The organism is Rhodococcus spelaei (assembly GCF_006704125.1).
In the GTDB taxonomy this organism is placed as follows: Bacteria; Actinomycetota; Actinomycetes; order Mycobacteriales; family Mycobacteriaceae; genus Rhodococcus_G; species Rhodococcus_G spelaei.
Genome location: NZ_VIGH01000006.1, coordinates 213,580 through 233,161, shown reverse-complemented (window position 1 = coordinate 233,161; position 19,582 = coordinate 213,580). Strand labels below are relative to the sequence as shown.

The following is a 19,582-nucleotide window of genomic DNA, read 5'->3' as shown; positions in this document are numbered from 1 at the left end:
CCGAACCGAGCGGGGCGCGAAACCCCGAGGAGGCCACACCACGTGATCTTGCTTCTGTCGACGTCCGACACCGACCTGCTCAGTGCGCGTGCCAGCGGCGCCGACTACCGCTGGGCCAACCCCTCCCGACTGCTGGTCGGTGCCGATGAGTCGTTCCGCGGGCTCCACTCGGGCGACCTCCCGGGCCTGCTCGACGGCGTGGACCTGGTGGTGGTGCGCATCCTCGGCGGTCGCCGGGCCTGGGAAGAAGGCCTGGACGCGGTGCTCGCCGCCGGGAAACCGACGGTCGTGCTCGGCGGCGAACTCGCACCGGACGCGGAGCTGATGGAACTGTCCACCGTGCCGGGCGGCGTCGCCGCGCAGGCACACACCTACCTGGCCGAGGGCGGGTCGGCGAACCTGGCGAACCTGCACGACTTCCTCTCGGACACCGTGCTGCTGACCGGCTTCGGATTCGAGGCGCCGGTGCACACCCCGACCTGGGGTCACCTCGACCGCGCCGCCTTCCCGAATGGCCCATTGGTTCAGTCAGACCGACCGGGTGGGCCATTCGGGAAGCCCACCGTGGCGGTGCTGTACTACCGCGCCCAGCATCTGGCCGGGAACACCGACTACGTCGAAGCGCTGTGCCGGGCGATCGAGGAGTGCGGGGCACGGCCGATGCCGATCTTCTGCGCCTCGCTGCGCACCGCCGAACCGGAACTGCTCGACACCCTGCGCTCGGCCGACGCAATGGTCGTGACGGTGCTCGCCGCGGGCGGCACCAAGCCGGCCGGTGCGTCCGCGGGGGAGGACGACGAGTCCTGGGACGTGACCGAGCTCGCGGCGCTCGACGTGCCGATCCTGCAGGGCCTGTGCCTGACCAGCAGTCGCGAGGCCTGGGAGTCCAACGACGACGGACTGTCGCCGATGGACGTCGCGACGCAGGTCGCGGTGCCCGAGTTCGACGGTCGGCTGATCACGGTCCCGTTCTCGTTCAAGGAGATCGACTCCGACGGCCTGACCACCTACGTGCCCGACCCCGAGCGGGCGGCCCGGGTGGCGGGTATCGCGGTGCGGCACGCCCGGCTGCGGCACATCCCGGTGGCGGACAAGCGGATCGCGCTGATGCTCTCCGCCTACCCGACCAAGCACGCCCGGATCGGCAACGCGGTCGGCCTCGACACCCCGGCGAGCGCGATCGCGCTGCTGACGCAGATGCGTGCCGCCGGCTACGACCTCGGACCGCTCGACGGCGAAGACGCACTGCCCGGCCTCGCGGCGGGCGACGGCGACGCACTGATCCATGCGCTGATCGCGGCGGGCGGACAGGACCCGGACTGGCTGACCTCCGAGCAGTTGGAGGGCAACCCGATCCGCATCTCCGCCGAGCGGTACCGGCGGTGGTTCGCCACCCTGCCCGACGACCTGCGCGACGGCGTCGAGAAGCACTGGGGCGCCGCGCCCGGCGAGCTGTACGTGGACCGCGCCGCCGACCGCGACGGCGAGATCGTCATCGCCGCCATGCAGGTCGGCAACGTGGTGCTCATGGTGCAGCCGCCCCGCGGGTTCGGCGAGAATCCCGTTGCCATCTACCACGATCCGGACCTGCCGCCGAGCCACCACTACCTGGCCGCGTACCGCTGGCTGGCCGCCGACCAGGCCGACGGCGGCTTCGGTGCGGACGCGATCGTGCACCTCGGCAAGCACGGGAACCTGGAGTGGCTGCCCGGCAAGACGCTCGGCATGTCCGCCTCCTGCGGCACCGACGCCGCACTGGGCGAACTGCCGCTGATCTACCCGTTCCTGGTCAACGACCCCGGCGAGGGCACCCAGGCGAAGCGGCGCGCGCACGCCACCCTGGTCGACCACCTGATCCCACCGATGGCCCGCGCCGAGTCGTACGGCGACATCTCCCGGCTCGAGCAGCTGCTCGACGAGCACTCGAACATCTCCGCGCTCGACCCGTCCAAGCTGCCCGCGATCCGCCAGCAGATCTGGACGCTGATGCGCGCGGCGAAGATGGACCACGACCTGGGCCTCGCGGAGCGTCCCGAGGAGGACGTGTTCGACGACATGCTGCTGCACGTCGACGGCTGGCTGTGCGAGATCAAGGACGTGCAGATCCGGGACGGACTGCACATCCTCGGGCGGGCACCCGAGGGGGACGCCGAGGTCGACCTGGTGCTCGCCATCCTTCGGGCCAGGCAGATGTGGGGCGGGGAGCGCACCGTGCCCGGACTACGGGAAGCGCTGGGGCTCAGCGAATCCGAGGTCGGTGTCGACGGCACCGAGGAGCGCACTCGCGTCGATGCCGTCGAGGAGACCGCGCACGGACTGGTCGCCGCACTGCAGGCCGCGGAGTGGGATCCGACTGCGGCCGCACGGATCGGCGGCGCGCACGGCGAGCAGGTGGTCGCGGTGCTGGAGTTCGCCGCGGCCGAGGTGGTGCCGCGGCTGCGGCAGACCGCCGGCGAGATCGAGCAGGTGCTCCGCGCTCTCGACGGCCGGTTCATCGCCGCGGGTCCGAGCGGCTCGCCGCTGCGCGGGCTGGTGAACGTGCTGCCGACCGGGCGGAACTTCTACTCGGTGGACCCGAAGGCGGTCCCGTCCCGCCTGGCCTGGGACACCGGGCAGGCGATGGCCGAGTCGCTGCTGGCGCGTTATCTCGCCGACCACGGCGAGTACCCGCGGTCGGTCGGGCTGTCGGTGTGGGGTACCTCGGCGATGCGCACCTCCGGCGACGACATAGCGGAAGTCTTTGCGCTGCTCGGAGTCCGGCCGGTGTGGGACGAGGCGTCGCGCCGCGTCACCAGCCTCGAGGTGATCTCCCTCGAGGAACTCGGGCGCCCCCGCGTCGACGTCACGGTACGGATCAGTGGCTTCTTCCGTGACGCCTTCCCGCACGTGCTCGCCCTGCTCGACGACGCGGTGCGGTTGGTCGCGGCACTCGACGAGCCGGCCGAGACCAACTTCGTCCGGGCTCATGCTCAGGCCGACCTGGCCGAGCACGGAGACGACCGCCGGGCCACCACCCGCATCTTCGGCTCCAAGCCGGGCACCTACGGCGCCGGACTGTTGCAGCTGATCGACTCCAAGAGCTGGCGAGGCGACGCCGACCTCGCCGAGGTGTACACCACCTGGGGCGGGTACGCGTACGGTCGCGGGCTCGACGGCGCGCCCGCGTCGGAGGACATGCGCACCGCGTACCGCCGAATTGCGGTGGCCGCCAAGAACACGGACACGCGCGAACACGACATCGCCGATTCGGACGACTACTTCCAGTACCACGGCGGCATGGTCGCCACCGTGCGTGCGCTCACCGGGAAGTCACCGGAGGCGTACATCGGCGACAGCACCCGGCCCGACGCAGTCCGCACCCGCACGCTCTCCGAGGAGACCGCTCGGGTGTTCCGCGCCCGCGTCGTCAACCCGCGCTGGCTCGAGGCGATGCGCAGGCACGGGTACAAGGGCGCCTTCGAGATGGCCGCGACCGTCGACTACCTCTTCGGGTACGACGCGACCACCAACGTCGTCGCGGACTGGATGTACGAGAAGCTCGCCGAGACCTACGTGCTGGACGAGCAGAACCGCAAGTTCATGTCCGAGTCCAATCCGTGGGCACTGCACGGGATTGCGGAGCGTCTGCTCGAGGCGGCCGAACGGGACATGTGGGAGCACCCCGAGCAGGCCACCCTCGACGGGCTGCGTGAGGTGTACCTCGAGGCCGAGGGCGAACTCGAGGGGGAGTGATCCACCGAAAACGGCTGTGGCCGACCCGGCGTCCGGGTCGGCCACAGCCGTATCGGCAGGTTCTGTGCGTCAGACCTGCACGGGTCCGCGCCGGATCATGAGCGTGAACCCGATGGTCGCGAGCGACAGCACGATCAGCATCACTCCGACCGTGTTCAGACCGCTCACCGTGTTCGCACCGCTCGCCAGCGCCGTGCTCGACAGCAGCATCGTCGCGATCGAGGTTCCGATGCCGGAGCCGCCGGTGCGGATCACCGCGTTGGTTCCGGTCGCCTCACTGGTGGCGTGCTCGGGCACCGCTTCGACCAGCAGGTTCGGCAGCGCCGTGTAGGCGAAGGCCGAGGCGACGGAGACCGCGATGACCATCGCCATCATGCCGACCAGCGAGTCGTGGAAGGCCATCATCATCACCACCCCGACGAGGAACAGGGAGGTGCCGAGCAGCATCGACACCCGCGCGCCGACCTTGGCCGCGATCCGGCCGCTGAGCGGGGTGCAGACGAACCCGAACATCGAACCGACGAACGAGAGCCAGCCGGCGTTGGTCGGAGTCAGGCCGAGACCGAACGGCGCCGTCGTCGGGGACTGCAGGATCATCGGCACCAGCATCTGGACGACACCCATCGGGCCCACCGAGATCGCCAACGTCGCGAGCATGGTCAGGGCGAACTTGCGGTCGGTGAACTGCCGGACGTTCACGACCGGTGAGGTGACCCGCAGCTCCCACAGCACCCACAGGACCAGCGCGACCATGCCGCCGATCACCAGGCCGAGAGTGGCCGGGTCGGTCCATCCCCAGCTGGTGGACTTGCTGATGCCCAACAGCACTGCGGCGATGGCGGGTGCGAATGCGATGGTGCCGACGTAGTCCACCTTCTCCGTCGTGCCCTTCGGTGGGCGCCACGGCAACACGAACGCGACCAGCGCGATGGTGCCGAGCGCGTAGACGGCGGCGACCACGAAGATCATGTGCCAGGAGGCGTGGTCGAGCATGTAGCCCGCGATCAGCAGGGCCGCGGAACCGGCGGCCACCGCGGAACCGGAGATGACGGCGACGGCGACCGGGACTTTGGCGGGGGGCAGGTGCTCGCGGGCCAACCCGATGCACAGCGGCAGGATCGCGCCCGCGACGCCCTGGATGGCGCGTCCGGCGATGATCCAGCTCATGCTGTCGCCAACTGCGCTGACGATCGACCCGACGGCGGCTGTGGCCAGCAGCACGATCAGCACCCGTTCGCGGCCGTACATGTCGCCGAGTCGCCCACACACCGCCGCCGAAGCGGCCGCCACCAGCAGGAAGGCGGTCACGGCCCAGCCGGCCGTCGCGGCGTCAGTGTGGAAGTCCACGATGAACGTGGGGAGCGCGGCATACACCATCGCGGTCTCGAAGGCGCTGATGATCTCCACCGCCACGAGAACGGCGATGATCACCCAGATCGGCCGGCTCCGGTTGTACCGGCCCTTCCGTTCGGCGCCAGGGGGCACATGTTCGATACGGATGTCGTCTGTTGCAGTCACTGAACGCTTGTCTCCTGCGTTGGAACGAATACTGATCCCCGATGTGCGCGAAACGTCCCCGCGCGCACGACTGCTGAGGGTAGATTCTTCTGGACCTGTGCAACCCTATCTTCCCGGTGACCGAGACCACAGCCCGTACGCTGATGTCATGGATTCCACACTCGGCGACATCGGTGCCGCGAAGTACGTTCTGCTGACCACGTTCCGTAAGGACGGTACCGGTGTGCCGACTCCGCTGTGGGCGGCACTCGACGGTGACCGTCTGCTGATGTGGACCGTCACCGACTCGTGGAAGGTCAAGCGGATCAAGCGGTCGCCGACGGTGACGATCGCCGCGTGCGACGTACGCGGGAATCAGAAGGGCGCGGCGATCGAGGCGTCCGCGGCAGTGCTGGACGAGGCGGGCACCGACCGCGCGCGCGACGTCATCGCCGGCAAGTACGGGATCCTCGGTTGGCTGACGATGAAGGGGAGCCTGCTCCGCCGCGGCAGGACCGGCACGATCGGCTTGGCGATCACCGCCGCCTGATCGTGCCGGTCCGACCGGTCAGGACCCGGTGCTGCCGGTGCTGCTGCCGGCGGCCAGCGACCCGAGCGGTCCGCCGTCGCTGCTGCCGAGCGGGCCGAGAAGCCCGCCGAGGTCCGGTACGAGGTTGTACGTGAAGATGACCGAGGGGGTCTTGCCTGCGTCGGCGAGGCGGGTGGCTGCGCCGGTCGGCACCAGGTACGAACCGCCGCCGCCGCCCGTACCCGAAACCCCGCCGCCGCCGCCGTAGAGGCCTGCGCCGCCGTCGCCGCCGGTGCCCTCGCCCTCGCCGCCGACCGCGAGCGACCCGGCCTTGGCCGAGCCGCCGCCCGCCCCGCCCGCGACTGCGGTGCCGGCTTTGCCACCGCCCGTGCCGGTCGCGTCCAACCCGGCGTCACCGCCGGGTCCCCCCGGTGCTCCTCCGCCGCCACCGGGGGCGACGACGACGCGCGAAGCCAGACCGGCAGCGCGGTCGGCGATCGACTTGGTCGCAACCGACGACGCGCCACCGCCGCCACCGACCCCGTCGGCACCGGCACGGACGTACAGGGTCGAACCGGGGGTGACGGCGATGACGCCGTCGACGATCCCGCCCCGACCGCCCGCAGACCCCTGGCTCACCCCGGAGCCGCCGATCGCGGTGACGTGCATGCTGGTGACCCCGGCCGGCACGACCAGTGTCTGCTCGGCCGAGGTCCCGGTGACACCACAGGTCACCAGCGTTCCGGACTGCGCGCAGCCGACCACCACCTCCGCCGAGGCGACACCTGCGCCGGCCGCGGTGGCGACCACCGCAGTCGCCGCCACCCCGATCGCCGCGGCCGCTCCCATCGTGCGCCGGAATCGCGTCGACCCCGCTTGACGTACTCGCCTGTCCATCAACCAAACCTCGCTGAATTCTGTGCCGATCCGGGGCGGACGCCACCGGCGGGGGAAGCATGCCACGGGCGATGCCCGCAGGTGGGCGGTATCGCGGACATTCCGTCGCTCCTGCGGGCACCGAACCGAGCGCGTAAGGCGTTAGGAGCCAGTGCTTCCCGATCCGTCGGAACTGCCCGCGCTCCCGGACCCGCCGGAGCTGCCCGCACTGCCCGAGCCGTCGGAACTGCCTGCGCTCCCGGACCCGCCGGCGCTTCCGGTGTCGGTCACCACTCCTGCGGCGTAGTCGATGCGCACGGTGGCCCGGGATCCGCGGGCGGCAAGACTCGTCGTGCCACCGGCGGGGACGAGGAACGATCCGCCGCCGCCGCCGGTCACGGACCCGCCGCCGCCGTACAGGCCGCCACCGCCACCGTCGCCGATGGGGCCTCCCGAGCCGCCGTCGCCGAGAGCGCCGGCAGTGCCGCCGACACCGCCTGCGCCGCCGGCGTCCTGAGTCCCCGCCTGGCCCCCGGTCGCGACCGACGCGGATTGCCCGGCGTCACCGCCGGGACCGCCCGCCCCGCCGGCCCCGCCTCCGGGGGCGACGAGGAGCCTCGCCTGCAGACCCGAGGCCGTCCCGACCGAGGCGTACCCGCCGCCCGGGTTCAGTCCGCCGCCACCGCCGTTCCCCGTCACGATGTAGAGCTTCTGGCCAGCAATGACGGGGAGGTCCGCGACCACGGTGCCGCCGCGGCCGCCCTGGATCCCGCCGCCCTGGCCGCCGGTCGCCGTCACCGCCACGGTCGTGACGCCGCCGGGGATCGTGAGGTAGTACTCCGAGCCGGCGAAACTGTCGTAGTAGCAAGTTGTGTGCCCGATGGTGGTCGAACAACCAAGGGTTACCCCTTGCGCCGTCGCGGTCCCACCGACCAGCGTCGTGGCTGCACACGCGACCGCGAAACCGGCCGCGGTCGCGAGGCCCGCTGACCGCCGCACCCGCCCCGAACTCATCTGACCCATCATCAAGACACCTCGCTCACTCGTACCGCTTGCTGACACGCATTCGTACCGAGGCAAACGCCACCGGCGGGCGGAAGCATGACATGGACAGCGGTCCAGATGTGAGGGATTTGGGTTTACGACTCCGGTCGTTCGGCCGGCTAGTCTTCGTTGAAGCCGCGCAGCCGATTCAGTTCGCGCCGTTCACGTTTCGTCGGGCGGCCGGCGCCGCGATCACGCTGAGGGACGGCGAGCAGTACCTCGCGGGGCGGCGGCGGGGGAGTCTTGTCGATCAGACACAGCGCCGCCTCGGGTGCGCCGACCCGCTTCTTGAGCAGTCGCGCCACCACGACGATCCGCTCGGTTCCGGCGACGCGCACCCGCACCTCGTCGTCGACGCGCAGCAGTTGCGCGGGTTTAGCCGGGGACCCGTTCACTCGGACGTGGCCGGCCCGGCACGCGGCCGCCGCCGCGGATCGGGTCTTGAACAGGCGAACCGACCACACCCAACTGTCCAGGCGGACGCCCGAAGATTCTGCCGTTGACACGCCCCCAGCGTACTGGCCGACGGATCAGCGCCGCCCCGCGCCGCCGAGGGTCACCGGCCGCAGGAATTCGGACACCAGCTCCCGATCCCACCAGGCGCCGGTGGCGCGCCGACCGCGCCGGTCCGTGAAGTGGTACTCGTACAGCCGGGCCCGCACGAAGGTCGGGGGAGCTTCGCGGAACGGGTTGTGCCGCAGCAGTTTCAGTGTGGCTCGGTCATTCTCGAGCAGCTTCCCCATCAGGGCGAGGAACCAGGTGTCCGCGTAACTCGGCGAGATCGCGGCGAACCACATGAGCCAGTCGAGACGCAGGTGATAGGGGGCGAACTGGCGGGGACGACGGCCGGGATCGCCTGGCTTGCCCTTGAATTCGTACTCGCGCCACTGCGAGGTCGGGCCGGGAGGGGCGTCCGTCGTGCCCTCGAGCACGACCTCCATCCGGACGCGAGTGACGCTGCCGAACGCACCGTACGTGTTGACCAGGTGCCACCGGTTGAACGACGCGTTCATCATCTGGCGATGCCCGAGGAGGTTGCGCACTGGCCAGTAACTGAGCACCACCACCAACACGGTGACCGCCGCGACCAGGACTGCGAAGGCGACCGGCCCCGGCGCCGTTGCGGGCGGCGCGATCGGCAGGACGCGCTCGAGGAAGGACTCCGGCAGCACCGACAACCCCAGCACAATCGCGACCCAGTTCAGCCAGGAGAAGTTCCCGCTCGCCACCAGCCAGAGTTGGGTGACGACCATCAGTCCCGCGGCGGCCCCGGCGATCGGTTGCGGCGCGAACAGCAGGAACGGCACGACCAACTGGGTGACGTGATTTCCCGCTGCCTCGATCCGGTGCAAGGGCTTCGGGAGATGGTGGAAATACCAGCTCAACGGGCCCGGCATGGGCTGGGTCTCGTGGTGGTAGTACAGACACGTGAGGTTTCGCCAGCAGCGGTCGCCACGCATCTTGATCAGCCCGGCGCCGAATTCGAGCCGGAACAGCAGCCACCGCAGCGCGATCATCACCGCGAGCGGCGCCTCGGTCGTCGAGTTGCCCAGAAAGGTGGCGAGGAACCCGGCCTCGAGCAGCAGCGACTCCCAGCCGAAGGCATACCAGGTCTGTCCGACGTTCACGATCGACAGGTACAGCAGCCACATCGCGAACCACACGAGCATGCATGCGGCCAGTGGCAGCCGCGCCGTCACTCCCGCGGCCGTGAGAACGGCCAACCCGGCGCCGGTCCACGCGACGACCGCGAAGAAGCGGTCGGAGTAGTGCAGGTGGAAGACGCTCGGCGCCCGCCGGAAGCGCATGCCGCGGAGGTAACGGGGGATGGGGAGTAGTCCGTTCGTCCCGAGCAGTGCACGAAACTGGTTCGCGGCGCACACGAATGCGACGGCGTACAACACTGCCAGGCCCTCCGTGAAGAGCCATCGGCCGAGCCAGCTACCTCCCGCAGCAAACCAGTCCATCGCCGTCACCTCGATGACGGGTGCCCCGTGCAGGGCACCTGAATCGGACGCTACTCCGCGGAGGGCCGGGACGAGCGGACCGATTCATGTCCGCCGGTTCCCTGGACCGGGCGGACATGTGGCCGGCGGGCCCGGGGCTCAGGCGCCCGTCACGGCCATCGTCGGCGCGGACGCCGACTCGGCACCTTGGGCGCGCCGGGCCGAGCGCAGCTGCGGCGAGAATCGGTCGAGCACGGCCCGCAGGCCCGGCTGCTCAGCCGCCAACTCGTCCCACGCCACGTACGGTGGAGTTCCGTCCTCGATCGCCTGGTCCAGCTTCGCGGCCAAGTGATTGGTCCAGCGGTGCTGCAGGGCCAGGATGAGGCCGTCGACACCACCGAAGAGGCGCTCGGCGTCTGGCATGTTCGCAAACAGCAGCGGCGACTGCGCGTCAGCGGTCGCCCGCTCCAGAACCGTCTCGATGATTGCTGTGCGTGCGTGGACGTCGGACCATGACATTCTGATCGCCTCTGTGATTTCCGGTGTGCTACTGGGACAGAAGCAATTGTCGGCGGGAGGGAGGAGTCGTCGAGAGAGTAGCGCGCTACCCCATTTGTCGGGAATGAGAAGCTGGGTGTCGTAGGTAGCGGGCTACTCCACATGCGGGCCCTGTTCTTGCGGGTCAGGAAGCTGCCCGTGGCAGCCGCAGCACCAGGCGGACGCCGCCGAGCGGGCTGTCCTCGAACCAGGCCGCGCCCCCGTGCAGCTGCGCCTGCTGCCGGATCAGCGCCAGACCCAGCCCCGATCCGTCCGGCGCCGCGCCGGCGCCCCGGCGGAATCGTTCGAACAGCACCTCGCGGTCGCCGACCGGGACGCCCGTGCCGTCGTCGGACACCGTGACGACCACCGCGTCCCGACCGTCCCGGGCGGCGATCTCGATCACGTGTGCGCCTCCGTGCCGGATCGCGTTGGAGACGGCGTTGTCCACCGCCAGTCGCAACCCCGCCGGCAAGCCGGTGACAGTGAGCGTCGCGGGCACGTCCAACCGGACGGTCACCCCGCCGTAGCTTCGCGCCGCGTCCTGGGCGGCCCGGTCCAGCAGCTCGGCCAGATCGACCGGCACGAAGTCGGCACCCGACGACAGTTCGCCGGCCGCCAGCCGTTCCAGCGCACGCAGAGTTGCCTCCACCCGCCGCTGCGTACGCAACGCGTCGGCCAGGACCTCCTGGCGCGTGGCCGGCGACAGGTCCAGTGTCGCCGCCACCTCGAGGTTCGTGCGCATCGCCGTCAGCGGCGTGCGCAACTCGTGGGCAGAGGCCGCGGCGAAGTCGCGCGCCGTCTCCAGTGCCGACTCCCTGCGGGCGCGCTCGTCCGCGTTGGCGTCGAGCAGCTGCCGCAGGGCCGCGGCCAGCTCCGCGGCTTCCTTCGCCCCCGATACCCGGGGCGGTGGCGCCGCAGGGTCGACGCCGAGGCGGCGCGTCTGTTCGGCCAGCCGACGCAACGGGCGGACGGCCACCCCGGCGAACAGCCAACCCAGTGCCGCCGCCACGAGCACCGCGGCGAAGCCGATCACCACGGTCCACCGGTGCAGTCCGGAGATCGTCGACCGAGCCGGGGCGATCGGCGCCCCGACGGAGATCGTCGCGCCGAGCCCACTGATCACCTCGACCGTCCGCACCCGGTACTGCGTGCCGTCGACCGTCGCGTCGCTCCAGCCCTCCGGCGCCGGGGGCAACGCCGCGGCGGTCGTCGACAGCACCAGCTCACCTACGCGCAGCGTGCCTGCGTAGTCCGGCGGTAGCGGCAGCGGTCCCTCCAGGACCCGCAGGCTGGTGAGGTCGGCCGCGGTCACCTGGGTGACCGAGTCGAGTTTGGCGTCGAGTTGGGCCGTGACCTGGCGGTCGATGCCGACCCAGGCGACCCCACCCAGCAGCAGCACGACCAGCGCCGTGCCGAGGGCCGCCGCGGCCGTCACCCGCAGCCGCAGCGATACCGGTCCCCGGCGCACAGTCATCTCTCTCGCAGCACGAACCCGACGCCACGCACGGTGTGCAACACCCTGGGCACGCCGTCGAACTCCAGCTTGCGACGCAGATAGCTCACGAACACGTCCACCACGTTCGTCTCGGTCTCGAAGTCGTATCCCCACACCGACCCGAGCAGGGTCTCGCGACTGAGCACGATCCCGCGGTTCTCCGCCAACGCGGCGAGCAGGTCGAACTCCCGCTTGGTCAGGTGCACTTCGGTGCCGCCGACGTCGACGCGCCGGCCGAGCAGGTCGACGGCGACCGGGCCGACGCGGACCGTCCCCTCGGCGGGTGCGCTCGCGGGTTCCGGTCGCCGCCGCAGCAGGGCGCGGATCCGCGCGACCAGCTCGCCGAACTCGAACGGCTTGACCATGTAGTCGTCCGCACCGGCCTCGAGCCCCGCGATCCGGTCGTCCACCGCGCTGCGCGCGCTGAGCACGCATACCGGGACGTCGTTGTTCACCGCGCGCAGTGCCGTCACCACCCCCACCCCGTCGAGCACGGGCAAGTTCAGGTCCAGCACGACCAGGTCCGGATCGTGCTCGTCGACGGCACGCAGGGCGGCCGCCCCGTCGGCGGCCGTGAGGACCACGAAGTCCGAGAGCTCCAGGCCGCGCCGGAGCGCGGTCAGGACGTCGGCGTCGTCTTCGACGATCAGTACTTTCTGGACCGCAACCACTCCTTCATCTTGCAGCGTCGGGTCGCCCGTCGCGGACGAACGCGCGCTCAGGCCGCGGCCGGGCGAACTGCCAGCAGCGACTCCACCGAGTCCGCCCACCGCAGATAGCCCTCGGTCCACTGCTGCGCCGGTTCGGCGGCGAACAGCAGGACGTCGAGCTCGTCGTCGGGCGTGTCGCCCGGCAGCACCGAGGCCATCCAGCCGCGACCGGGCTCGGTGACGAGCACCTCACGGCAACTCTGCTCGTCCGCGACGATCGCGGCCAACCCGCGGGTCCGCAACTCTGCGGTCGTCGTGGTGACGCACCGCCGGTCCCAGTTCGTCTTCCGAATGCCCGACATGACGCCTCCTGGTCTCTCGAGATATCTTGCTCTCCAAGAGAATTCGCTTCCCTGAAAGCCTGTGACCCAAGACTAGAGTCGCGAGTTCAGGGTTCCGTTGCGGTCGAGTAAGGACTCTGTGAGAGTCGCGAACGGTGCCGGAACGGGCTCAGGCGAGCGCGTCCAGGTACACCCAGTGCCCGTCTTCGCGGACGAACCGACTGTTCTCGTGCAGCGAGTCCCGCACCCCCGACTGGCGGAGGTAGGCGACGAACTCGACGGTGCCCTCGGAATCGAACAGTCCGCCGCCGGTCGAGCCGAGCACGTCCAGTCGCAACCAGCGTTGTCCCGGATCGAGATCCAACCCGGGCGGACGGGTACTGCTGTGCCAGGTGCGCAGCAGGTAGTCGGCGTCGCCGACCGCAAAGGCCGAGTAACGCGACCGCATCAGCCGGTCCGCTGTCGGCGCCGCGGTCTCCCCGGAATGGAAACGACCACAGCACGATCCGTAGGTGTCTCCACTCGAGCAGGGGCAGCGCGCCGACGGGTCGAACACCGGCGCCGTCACCGGGCCTCGCTCACCGACGACATGTGGAAGTCGGGGATCCGTAGCGGCGGCATCGCGGTGCGCGTGAACCAGTCCTTCCATTCCCGCGGCAGCGTGGTCTCCGTGGCCCCCGCCTCACCGACCCGGCGCAACAGGTCCAGCGGACTCTCGTTGAACCGGAAATTGTTCACCGCGCCGGTGACCCGGCCGTCCTCGACGAGGTAGACCCCGTCCCGGGTCAGACCGGTCAGCAGCAACGTCGCCGGATCCACCTCCCGGATGTACCACAGCGTGGTCAGCAGAAGCCCACGCTCGGTGCGTGCGACCATGTCGTCGATCGACGCGTCGCTGCCGCTGGTCAGCAGCAGGTTGTCACCGGGTACCGCGACCGGGGCGCCGAACTCGCGAGCGGCGTGGCGCGGATACGCCAACGCGTTGACGGTGCCCTCCCGCACCCAGTCCACCCGGCCGGTCGTCATCCCGTTGTCGAACACCGACAGCGTCTCGCTGGACGAGGCGGTCGCGACGAACGGCGAGTACTCGAGTCCCGGCGCGGCCGGGTCGGAGTACAGGGTCAGCGGGATGTCGGTCAGGCGTTCGCCGACGCGGGTGCCGCCCGGTCGGGACAGTGCGGTGTGACCCTCCTGCGCGCCGCGACCTTCCATCGTCCACATCAGGTAGATCATCAGGTCCGCGACCGCGGACGGCGGCAGCAGTGTCTCGTACCGCCCGGCGGGCAGCGAGACGGTGCGGTCCGCCCAGTCCAGTCGGGTAGCCAACTGGGACAGCAGGTTCGGTATCGACACGTCTGCGAAGTCGCGGGTCCCGGCACCGACCCAGGCGCTCGCGTCGCCGCGCTTGCCGTTGACCTCCACCGAACCGGTCGGCTGGGTGAACCGGCGACGGACCCCGGTCGAGGTGCCCAACCAGGTGCTGTGGAGCTGATGGTGCGCGAACCCGTACAACCGGTCGGCGCCGTCGAAGCCGTCGGCGAGATCGCCCGCCAGCCCCCCGAAGACGTCGATTCCGGTCTCGGCCGGCGGGTCGTCCCAGCCGCCGTCCGCCGCGCCGCCCCCGGGGATCAACTCCATCGCGTCCTCGGCCGGTCGGGCGGACCGGGCGGCCTCCTCGCTGGCCCGCACGACCGCCACGATCTCGGCGGGGTCGACGCTGCTCGAGCTCACCGTGCCGACCCGCGCACCCTCGCCGCCGCGCACGACCGAGACCACCGTCCACGACCGGGAGGTGGAAACGCCGTTGGTGGTCATGGAGTTTCCCGCCCACCGCAGCGACGCCTCGCCCGCATCGGTGACGATCACCATCGACTCGTCGACAGTGCGCAGCCCCAGCGCCCGTTCGATCAGGTCCTGCGCCGGAATCACAGCCCGCCCTCCGTTCGTGTGTTGAGTACGTTCACGCCGCGAAAGAGCGCGGACGGGCAACCGTGGCTGACGGCCGCGACCTGCCCGGGTTGCGCCTTGCCGCAGTTGAACGCACCGCCGAGCCGCCACGTCGAGCGGCCGCCGACCGCCTCCATCGAGCCCCAGAAGTCGGTCGTGGTCGCCTGGTACGCGACGTCGCGCAGCTGGCCGTCGAGTCGGCCGTCCCGGATCCGGTAGAACCGCTGCCCGGTGAACTGGAAGTTGTAGCGCTGCATGTCGATCGACCAGCTCTTGTCCCCGACGACATAGACGCCGTCCTGCACCCGCGCGATCAGCTCGTCGGTGGTGGTGTCCGACTCCGGGTCCGGCTGCAGTGACACGTTCGCCATCCGCTGGATCGGCACGTGGTGCGGGGAGTCCGCGTACGAGCAGCCGTTCGAACGCTCGAGTCCGAGCCGGGGTGCGAACACCCGGTCCAACTGGTAGCCCACCAGCGTCCCGCCCCGCACCAGGTCCCAGTTCTGCGAGGCGACTCCGTCGTCGTCGTAGCCGATGCTGGCGAGACCGTGCGGCTCGGTGCGGTCCGCGGTGACGTGCATGGCCGGCGTCCCGTACCGCAACGTGCCCAGCTTGTCGGGCGTCGCGAACGAGGTGCCCGCGTACGCCGCCTCGTAGCCGATCGCCCGGTCGTATTCGGTGGCGTGCCCGATGGATTCGTGAATGGTCAGCCACAGGTTGGACGGGTCGATCACCAGGTCGGTCGGGCCCGCGGTCACCGACGGCGCCTTCGACTTCTCGGCGAGCCACTCGGGAATCCGCGCCAGCTCGGTGTCCCAGTCCCAGCCCGCCCCGGTGACATTCCCCGTCGCTGCGCTCGCCCCGGTGAGGTACTCCCAGCCGCGACCGACCGGCGGCGCCAGGGTGCGCATCGTCTCGAACCCACCCGCCGACGCGTCCACGGAGACGGCCTCGAGTTCCGGATGCAGGCGCACCCGCTGCTGGGTGATCCGCGAGCCGGCCAGGTCCGCGTAGAACGTCTGCTCCTTGACCTGCAGCACGCTCGCGGTGACGTGGTCGACGCCGTCCGCGGCCGACAACCGTCCGGAGTAGTCGGAGAGCAGCTCCACCTTCTGCGCCGTCGGTACCGCGAACGGATCGAGTTCGTAGTCGGAGACCCACACCGCGTCGCGGTACACCGGTTCGTCGGCCAGTTCGACACGTTCGCGGTTCAGCGTCCGCAGCGCCCGCGCCACCTCGACCGCCTGCGCCGCAGTCCGGGCCGCGGACTCCGCGCTCAACTCCGCGTGCGAGGCGAAACCCCACGTGCCGTCCACGACCACGCGCACCGCGAGGCCGAGCTCGTCGCCGTCCACCGCGGACTGCACGATGCCGTCACGCATCCTCAGCGACTGCGTGCGCAGCCGGTGCACCCGCAGGTCGGCGTGCGTGGCCCCGGCGGTACGCGCCGCGGACAGCGCCGCGTCGGCCAGGGGATGCAGTGGCAGGGCCAGGAAGTCCGGATCGACGTCGCGTGTGCTCACGGACGACAACGCTATCCGAGTATTCGGATTCGCTCCGCGCGCTCCGCAACCCTGGCTCAACCGCGAGTTGGATCAGGGACGCCCGAGAAGAACGCCAGTCGCAACTTGGCTTCGTTCTCCCGACCGCTACTTCTAGGCTGGCGGTCATGCGGAGGTTCAGCCTGTGGCTACGCGGCAAGCCGTTCGTCGCGGACTCGATGTTGGCCGCGGTCTTCTTCGCGCTCGAATGCCTCTCCGCCCCGAACGGTCGGTCGCCGGCGTTGTTCGTCCTGCTCGGTGTGCTGCTGAGTGTCCCGATCGCATTCCGCAGACGACTGCCGGTGCTCGCCGCCGTCACCATCCTCGGGGCTTCCATCCTGACCACCGCGGTCAGCGACTGGATCGGCGACGACCGCGTCACCCATCCCGCCCAGCTCGGCCTGATCGTGATGCTCTACACGCTGGTCGCGTACGTCGGTCGGCGTCCGGCCGCGATCTACCTCGTTGGTCTCACGGCCGACGCCGCGTTCGCGATCTCGATGCTGCACCAGGAAGTGCTGACGACTGCCGCGTTCATCGCACTGATCTATGCGCTGGCCTGGATCACCGCGGAGTTCCTCGGCGCCCGCCGCCTCTACGACGAGGAGGTCGCCGCGCGCCTCACGGTCGCCGAGTACGACCGCGACCGACGTGCGGAGGAGGCAGTGGCGGGCGAACGCACCCGCATCGCGCGCGAACTGCACGACGTGGTCGCGCACGCGGTGAGCGTGATGGTGGTGCAAGCGGACGGCGCCTCCTACTCGCTGCCAGGGAACACGGAGGCGGCGCAGAAGGCGCTGGGCAACATCTCCTCGACCGGTCGCGAGGCTCTGTCGGAACTACGGCGCACGGTGGCACTGCTGCGCACCGAGCAGACCCCGGCGGAGATGCCGCAGCACGGCTCCGCAGGCCTCGCGAAGGTCGTCGCGATGATGCGTGACGCCGGACTCGGCGTGGAACTCGAGATGACCGGCGAACTCGACGACATCAGACCCGCTGTCAGCCTGGGCATTCACCGGGTGGTGCAGGAATCGTTGACCAACGTGCTTCGGCACGCGGGACCCTCGCCGCGGGCGTGGGTCGCGGTGCGCCGCCGCGCCGAGGACGTGCTGGTGGAGGTCACCGACAACGGCAGCGGGTCGAGCACTTTCACCCACGGATCGGGGAACGGGCTGGTCGGCATGCGCGAGCGGGTCGCGGTGCTGCAGGGCAACCTCGAGACCGGCAGGCTGCCGGACGGGAGTTGGCGGGTGCGTGCGGAACTACCTCTCACGCTGGAGGACTGAGACCCGCGCGTCACAGGCCGAGCGCGGTGACGGCATTACCGTGCAAGCCTGCGTGCTGACGCGAGTAGATCGCGATCATCCGCTGGTCGGTGTGTCCGCTCTGGGTCATGATCTGTTCGGCGCTCGCGTCGTTGCGGACGGCCTGGGTGACGAACCCGGCCCGGAGACTGTGCCCGCCGAGCAGTGCCACGAATTCCTCGGCGTAGCCGGCGCCGATGGCGCGCCGCTGGATCATCGACGCAATCGCCTGTCCCGACAGGGCTTTCGCGCCAAGCCCGCCGGTGCGGTGCACAGGTCGGAACAGCGCCCGCAGCGCCGACTCGGGGCGCCCCAGCACGCCGCGGCAGCGGTGCTCGAGCGGGTCGGCGTCGGGCTCGGCGAGCAGTGCGCTCACCGCGGGCCTGCCGTCACGATCCCACGCGTCCAACACTTCTCGCCACCGCCAGTACGCGCACACCGGGCAGGTGATCTCGGCGACACCGTAGGGGAGGGTCACCGTGCGGCCCGCCGCGGCCTGGTCGGTCTTCGACCTGCGGATCGTCACGTACAGCCCGTCCGCGCGGTGCGGCACGACGTCACCGACCGCCAGCGCCGACAACTCGGACCGGCGCATCGCACCGGTCAGCCCGACCAGCAGCAGTGCCGTGTCTCTCCGTTCGGCCACCCGGTCGGCCCACGAACCGTGCGCGGCGCGGCCGCGCATGGACTCGACAATGGTGCGGACGTCCGCGGTGAGCAGCGGTTCGCGGCGGACCGGGGGTGTGGCCCTGGTGCGGGCGATGCCACGCAGGATCTCGCGGACCGCGGGGGACTGGCCTGGCTTCGGATGGCCTGCGAGGGAGTGGATCTTGTTGATCGAGGCGACCCAGCGGGTCATGGTCGCCGACGCGTAGGCGGGCCGCCCGTCCTGGCGAACCTCCGCGGACTTCTCGGTCAGGAACCAGCCGACCAGGTCGGGGGACGCCGGGATGGGGGTGCGCCCGACTCGGTCACACCAGCGGGTGAAGTTCTTCCAGTCGCTCAGCTGCGCGGCCCGTGTGTTGGGGGAGACCGACTCGACGCGCAGGCGGTGCATGGCCGCGGCGGCATCGGCGGGGACCGCGAGTGCGCTGCTCGCCGGGTCGTCCGCGGGGAGGGTCTCGAGTTCGGCAGCCACCCATGAAAGATACGTCAGGTGGTCCGGCGCGTTCGCCGTCCGAAGGGGTCTTCCATTGCGGCGCGGACGGATTCGAGCCTGCCGCCGGCGATCTCGAGACGAACGAACGGCTCAGTCGCCGAGCATCGAGCGGCGCCCCGCGGCCAGCGGGCTCTGCGCGGTCATCCCGCCGTCGACCACCAGCGTCTGGCCGGACATGTACCGCGACTCGTCCGACGCCAGGTAGACCATCGCGTACCCGATGTCCTCGGCGCTGCCCAGCATGTCCAGGGCGTTGGCCGCTTGGATGCCGGCAACCACGTCCGCCGGCAGGTTGTCCCGCAGCGCCGGCGTCATGATCGCGCCCGGCGCCACCGCATTGCAGCGGATCCCTTGGCGGCCGTACTGCGTCGCGATGTACTGCGTCAGTCGGATCACCGCAGCCTTCGCCGAGCCGTACGCGCACTGCAGCGAGTCGCCGAGCAGTCCGCCCACCGAGGCGGTGTTGACGATCGACCCGCCACCGGCCTCGATCATGTGCGGGATCGCGAGTCGCGACGCGACGACGGTGCTGCGCACGTTGAGGGCCATGACCCGGTCCCACTCGTCCAGGTCCAGCCGCAGCAGGTCGAGGTCCTTGTGAGGGTTGCTGCCGCCGACGTGGTTGCACAGCGTGGTGATCCCGCCGAACTCCGCGACCGCGCGGTCGATCATCGAGGCCACAGCTGCCTCGTCCATCACGTCCACGCCGACACCGACGGCAGTGGCGCCGCTCTCGCGGATCTCGCGAGCGGTCTGCTCGGCCGCCGATTCGTGCAGATCCGCAACCAGCACCTGCGCACCTTCGGCGGCCATCAGTTGCGCCGCCGCGCGGCCGATGCCGCTGGCGGCACCGGTGATGACGACCTTCTTGCCTTCGAGCCTGTTCACTGTCTTGTTCCTTTCGTCCGACATCTGCGGAGAGCGAGCTGTGCCGCGCGGCCGCTCGCATGTGAACCACCACCTGCGTCAACGGTGTTGACA

The 19,582-nt window shown here is 70.5% G+C and carries 17 protein-coding genes; 3 read left to right on the top strand and 14 right to left on the bottom strand.

What is annotated here, in order from left to right:
* The first annotated feature begins 42 nt into the window (after positions 1–42).
* Positions 43–3,732, top strand: coding sequence for a cobaltochelatase subunit CobN (gene cobN, locus FK531_RS14840; RefSeq protein ID WP_142100585.1), 3,690 nt, complete (start codon positions 43–45; stop codon positions 3,730–3,732).
* A 69-nt stretch (positions 3,733–3,801) separates the two neighbouring features.
* Here the strand turns inward: cobN and FK531_RS14835 are convergent, their stop codons facing one another.
* Positions 3,802–5,163: an MFS transporter gene (locus tag FK531_RS14835; RefSeq protein WP_142100838.1), complete on the bottom strand. Its 1,362-nt coding sequence runs from the start codon at positions 5,161–5,163 to the stop codon at positions 3,802–3,804.
* Positions 5,164–5,398: 235 nt separating this feature from the next.
* Between FK531_RS14835 and FK531_RS14830 the strand changes: the two genes are divergently transcribed.
* Positions 5,399–5,779 carry a PPOX class F420-dependent oxidoreductase gene (locus FK531_RS14830; RefSeq protein WP_142100583.1) on the top strand — a complete coding sequence of 127 codons (381 nt, stop codon included), beginning with the start codon at positions 5,399–5,401 and terminating at the stop codon, positions 5,777–5,779.
* A gap of 18 nt (positions 5,780–5,797) precedes the next feature.
* Here FK531_RS14830 and FK531_RS22430 read toward each other — a convergent pair whose 3' ends face one another.
* The 11 genes from FK531_RS22430 to FK531_RS14775 form a co-directional block, all read right to left on the bottom strand.
* Positions 5,798–6,655: a hypothetical protein gene (locus tag FK531_RS22430; protein ID WP_181762973.1), complete on the bottom strand. Its 858-nt coding sequence runs from the start codon at positions 6,653–6,655 to the stop codon at positions 5,798–5,800.
* A gap of 141 nt (positions 6,656–6,796) precedes the next feature.
* Positions 6,797–7,657, bottom strand: coding sequence for a hypothetical protein (locus tag FK531_RS22425; RefSeq protein ID WP_181762972.1), 861 nt, complete (start codon positions 7,655–7,657; stop codon positions 6,797–6,799).
* Positions 7,658–7,797: 140 nt separating this feature from the next.
* Entirely contained in the window at positions 7,798–8,184 is a 387-nt protein-coding gene (locus FK531_RS14815) for an RNA-binding S4 domain-containing protein (RefSeq protein WP_142100579.1), read from the bottom strand.
* A gap of 24 nt (positions 8,185–8,208) precedes the next feature.
* Positions 8,209–9,645, bottom strand: a complete 1,437-nt coding sequence (locus FK531_RS14810) for a lipase maturation factor family protein (RefSeq protein WP_142100578.1) — start codon at positions 9,643–9,645, stop codon at positions 8,209–8,211.
* 138 nt (positions 9,646–9,783) lie between these two features.
* The gene (locus FK531_RS14805) at positions 9,784–10,143 is read right to left on the bottom strand and encodes a hypothetical protein (protein ID WP_142100576.1); all 360 of its coding nucleotides are present in this window, start codon (positions 10,141–10,143) and stop codon (positions 9,784–9,786) included.
* 163 nt (positions 10,144–10,306) lie between these two features.
* Complete coding sequence (locus tag FK531_RS14800; RefSeq protein WP_142100575.1) at positions 10,307–11,638, bottom strand: sensor histidine kinase; 1,332 nt, start codon at positions 11,636–11,638, stop codon at positions 10,307–10,309.
* The gene (locus tag FK531_RS14795; RefSeq protein ID WP_142100573.1) at positions 11,635–12,330 is read right to left on the bottom strand and encodes a response regulator transcription factor; all 696 of its coding nucleotides are present in this window, start codon (positions 12,328–12,330) and stop codon (positions 11,635–11,637) included. Before FK531_RS14795 ends, FK531_RS14800 begins: the two co-directional genes overlap by 4 nt.
* 47 nt (positions 12,331–12,377) lie before the next feature.
* Positions 12,378–12,671 carry a hypothetical protein gene (locus tag FK531_RS14790; protein WP_142100571.1) on the bottom strand — a complete coding sequence of 98 codons (294 nt, stop codon included), beginning with the start codon at positions 12,669–12,671 and terminating at the stop codon, positions 12,378–12,380.
* A 148-nt stretch (positions 12,672–12,819) separates the two neighbouring features.
* The gene (locus tag FK531_RS14785) at positions 12,820–13,218 is read right to left on the bottom strand and encodes a YchJ family protein (RefSeq protein WP_246098170.1); all 399 of its coding nucleotides are present in this window, start codon (positions 13,216–13,218) and stop codon (positions 12,820–12,822) included.
* Entirely contained in the window at positions 13,215–14,579 is a 1,365-nt protein-coding gene (locus tag FK531_RS14780) for a metallopeptidase TldD-related protein (protein WP_142100569.1), read from the bottom strand. Before FK531_RS14780 ends, FK531_RS14785 begins: the two co-directional genes overlap by 4 nt.
* A complete protein-coding gene (locus FK531_RS14775) occupies positions 14,576–16,120 on the bottom strand; it encodes a TldD/PmbA family protein (protein ID WP_142100568.1) in 1,545 nt (514 codons plus the stop codon). The genes FK531_RS14780 and FK531_RS14775 overlap by 4 nt, the downstream gene beginning before the upstream one ends.
* Positions 16,121–16,266: 146 nt before the next feature.
* On the opposite strand from FK531_RS14775, the gene FK531_RS14770 reads away from it, so the two are divergent.
* On the top strand, positions 16,267–17,424 hold the full coding sequence (locus FK531_RS14770; RefSeq protein ID WP_142100566.1) for a sensor histidine kinase: 1,158 nt from the start codon (positions 16,267–16,269) through the stop codon (positions 17,422–17,424).
* A gap of 10 nt (positions 17,425–17,434) precedes the next feature.
* Here the strand turns inward: FK531_RS14770 and FK531_RS14765 are convergent, their stop codons facing one another.
* Both FK531_RS14765 and FK531_RS14760 read right to left on the bottom strand, forming a co-directional pair.
* The gene (locus FK531_RS14765; RefSeq protein WP_354003514.1) at positions 17,435–18,580 is read right to left on the bottom strand and encodes a site-specific integrase; all 1,146 of its coding nucleotides are present in this window, start codon (positions 18,578–18,580) and stop codon (positions 17,435–17,437) included.
* 111 nt (positions 18,581–18,691) lie between these two features.
* Complete coding sequence (locus FK531_RS14760) at positions 18,692–19,489, bottom strand: SDR family NAD(P)-dependent oxidoreductase (RefSeq protein WP_142100564.1); 798 nt, start codon at positions 19,487–19,489, stop codon at positions 18,692–18,694.
* Between the last annotated feature and the right edge of the window lie 93 nt (positions 19,490–19,582).

Coding starts and splice junctions, on each gene's coding strand:
- FK531_RS22425 (WP_181762972.1), bottom strand. CDS start 7,657: ATGGGTCAGATGAGTTCGGGGCGGGTGCGGCGGTCAGCGGGCCTCGCG.
- FK531_RS14800 (WP_142100575.1), bottom strand. CDS start 11,638: ATGACTGTGCGCCGGGGACCGGTATCGCTGCGGCTGCGGGTGACGGCC.
- FK531_RS14805 (WP_142100576.1), bottom strand. CDS start 10,143: ATGTCATGGTCCGACGTCCACGCACGCACAGCAATCATCGAGACGGTT.
- FK531_RS14770 (WP_142100566.1), top strand. CDS start 16,267: ATGCGGAGGTTCAGCCTGTGGCTACGCGGCAAGCCGTTCGTCGCGGAC.
- FK531_RS14810 (WP_142100578.1), bottom strand. CDS start 9,645: ATGGACTGGTTTGCTGCGGGAGGTAGCTGGCTCGGCCGATGGCTCTTC.
- FK531_RS14830 (WP_142100583.1), top strand. CDS start 5,399: ATGGATTCCACACTCGGCGACATCGGTGCCGCGAAGTACGTTCTGCTG.
- FK531_RS22430 (WP_181762973.1), bottom strand. CDS start 6,655: ATGGACAGGCGAGTACGTCAAGCGGGGTCGACGCGATTCCGGCGCACG.
- FK531_RS14790 (WP_142100571.1), bottom strand. CDS start 12,671: ATGTCGGGCATTCGGAAGACGAACTGGGACCGGCGGTGCGTCACCACG.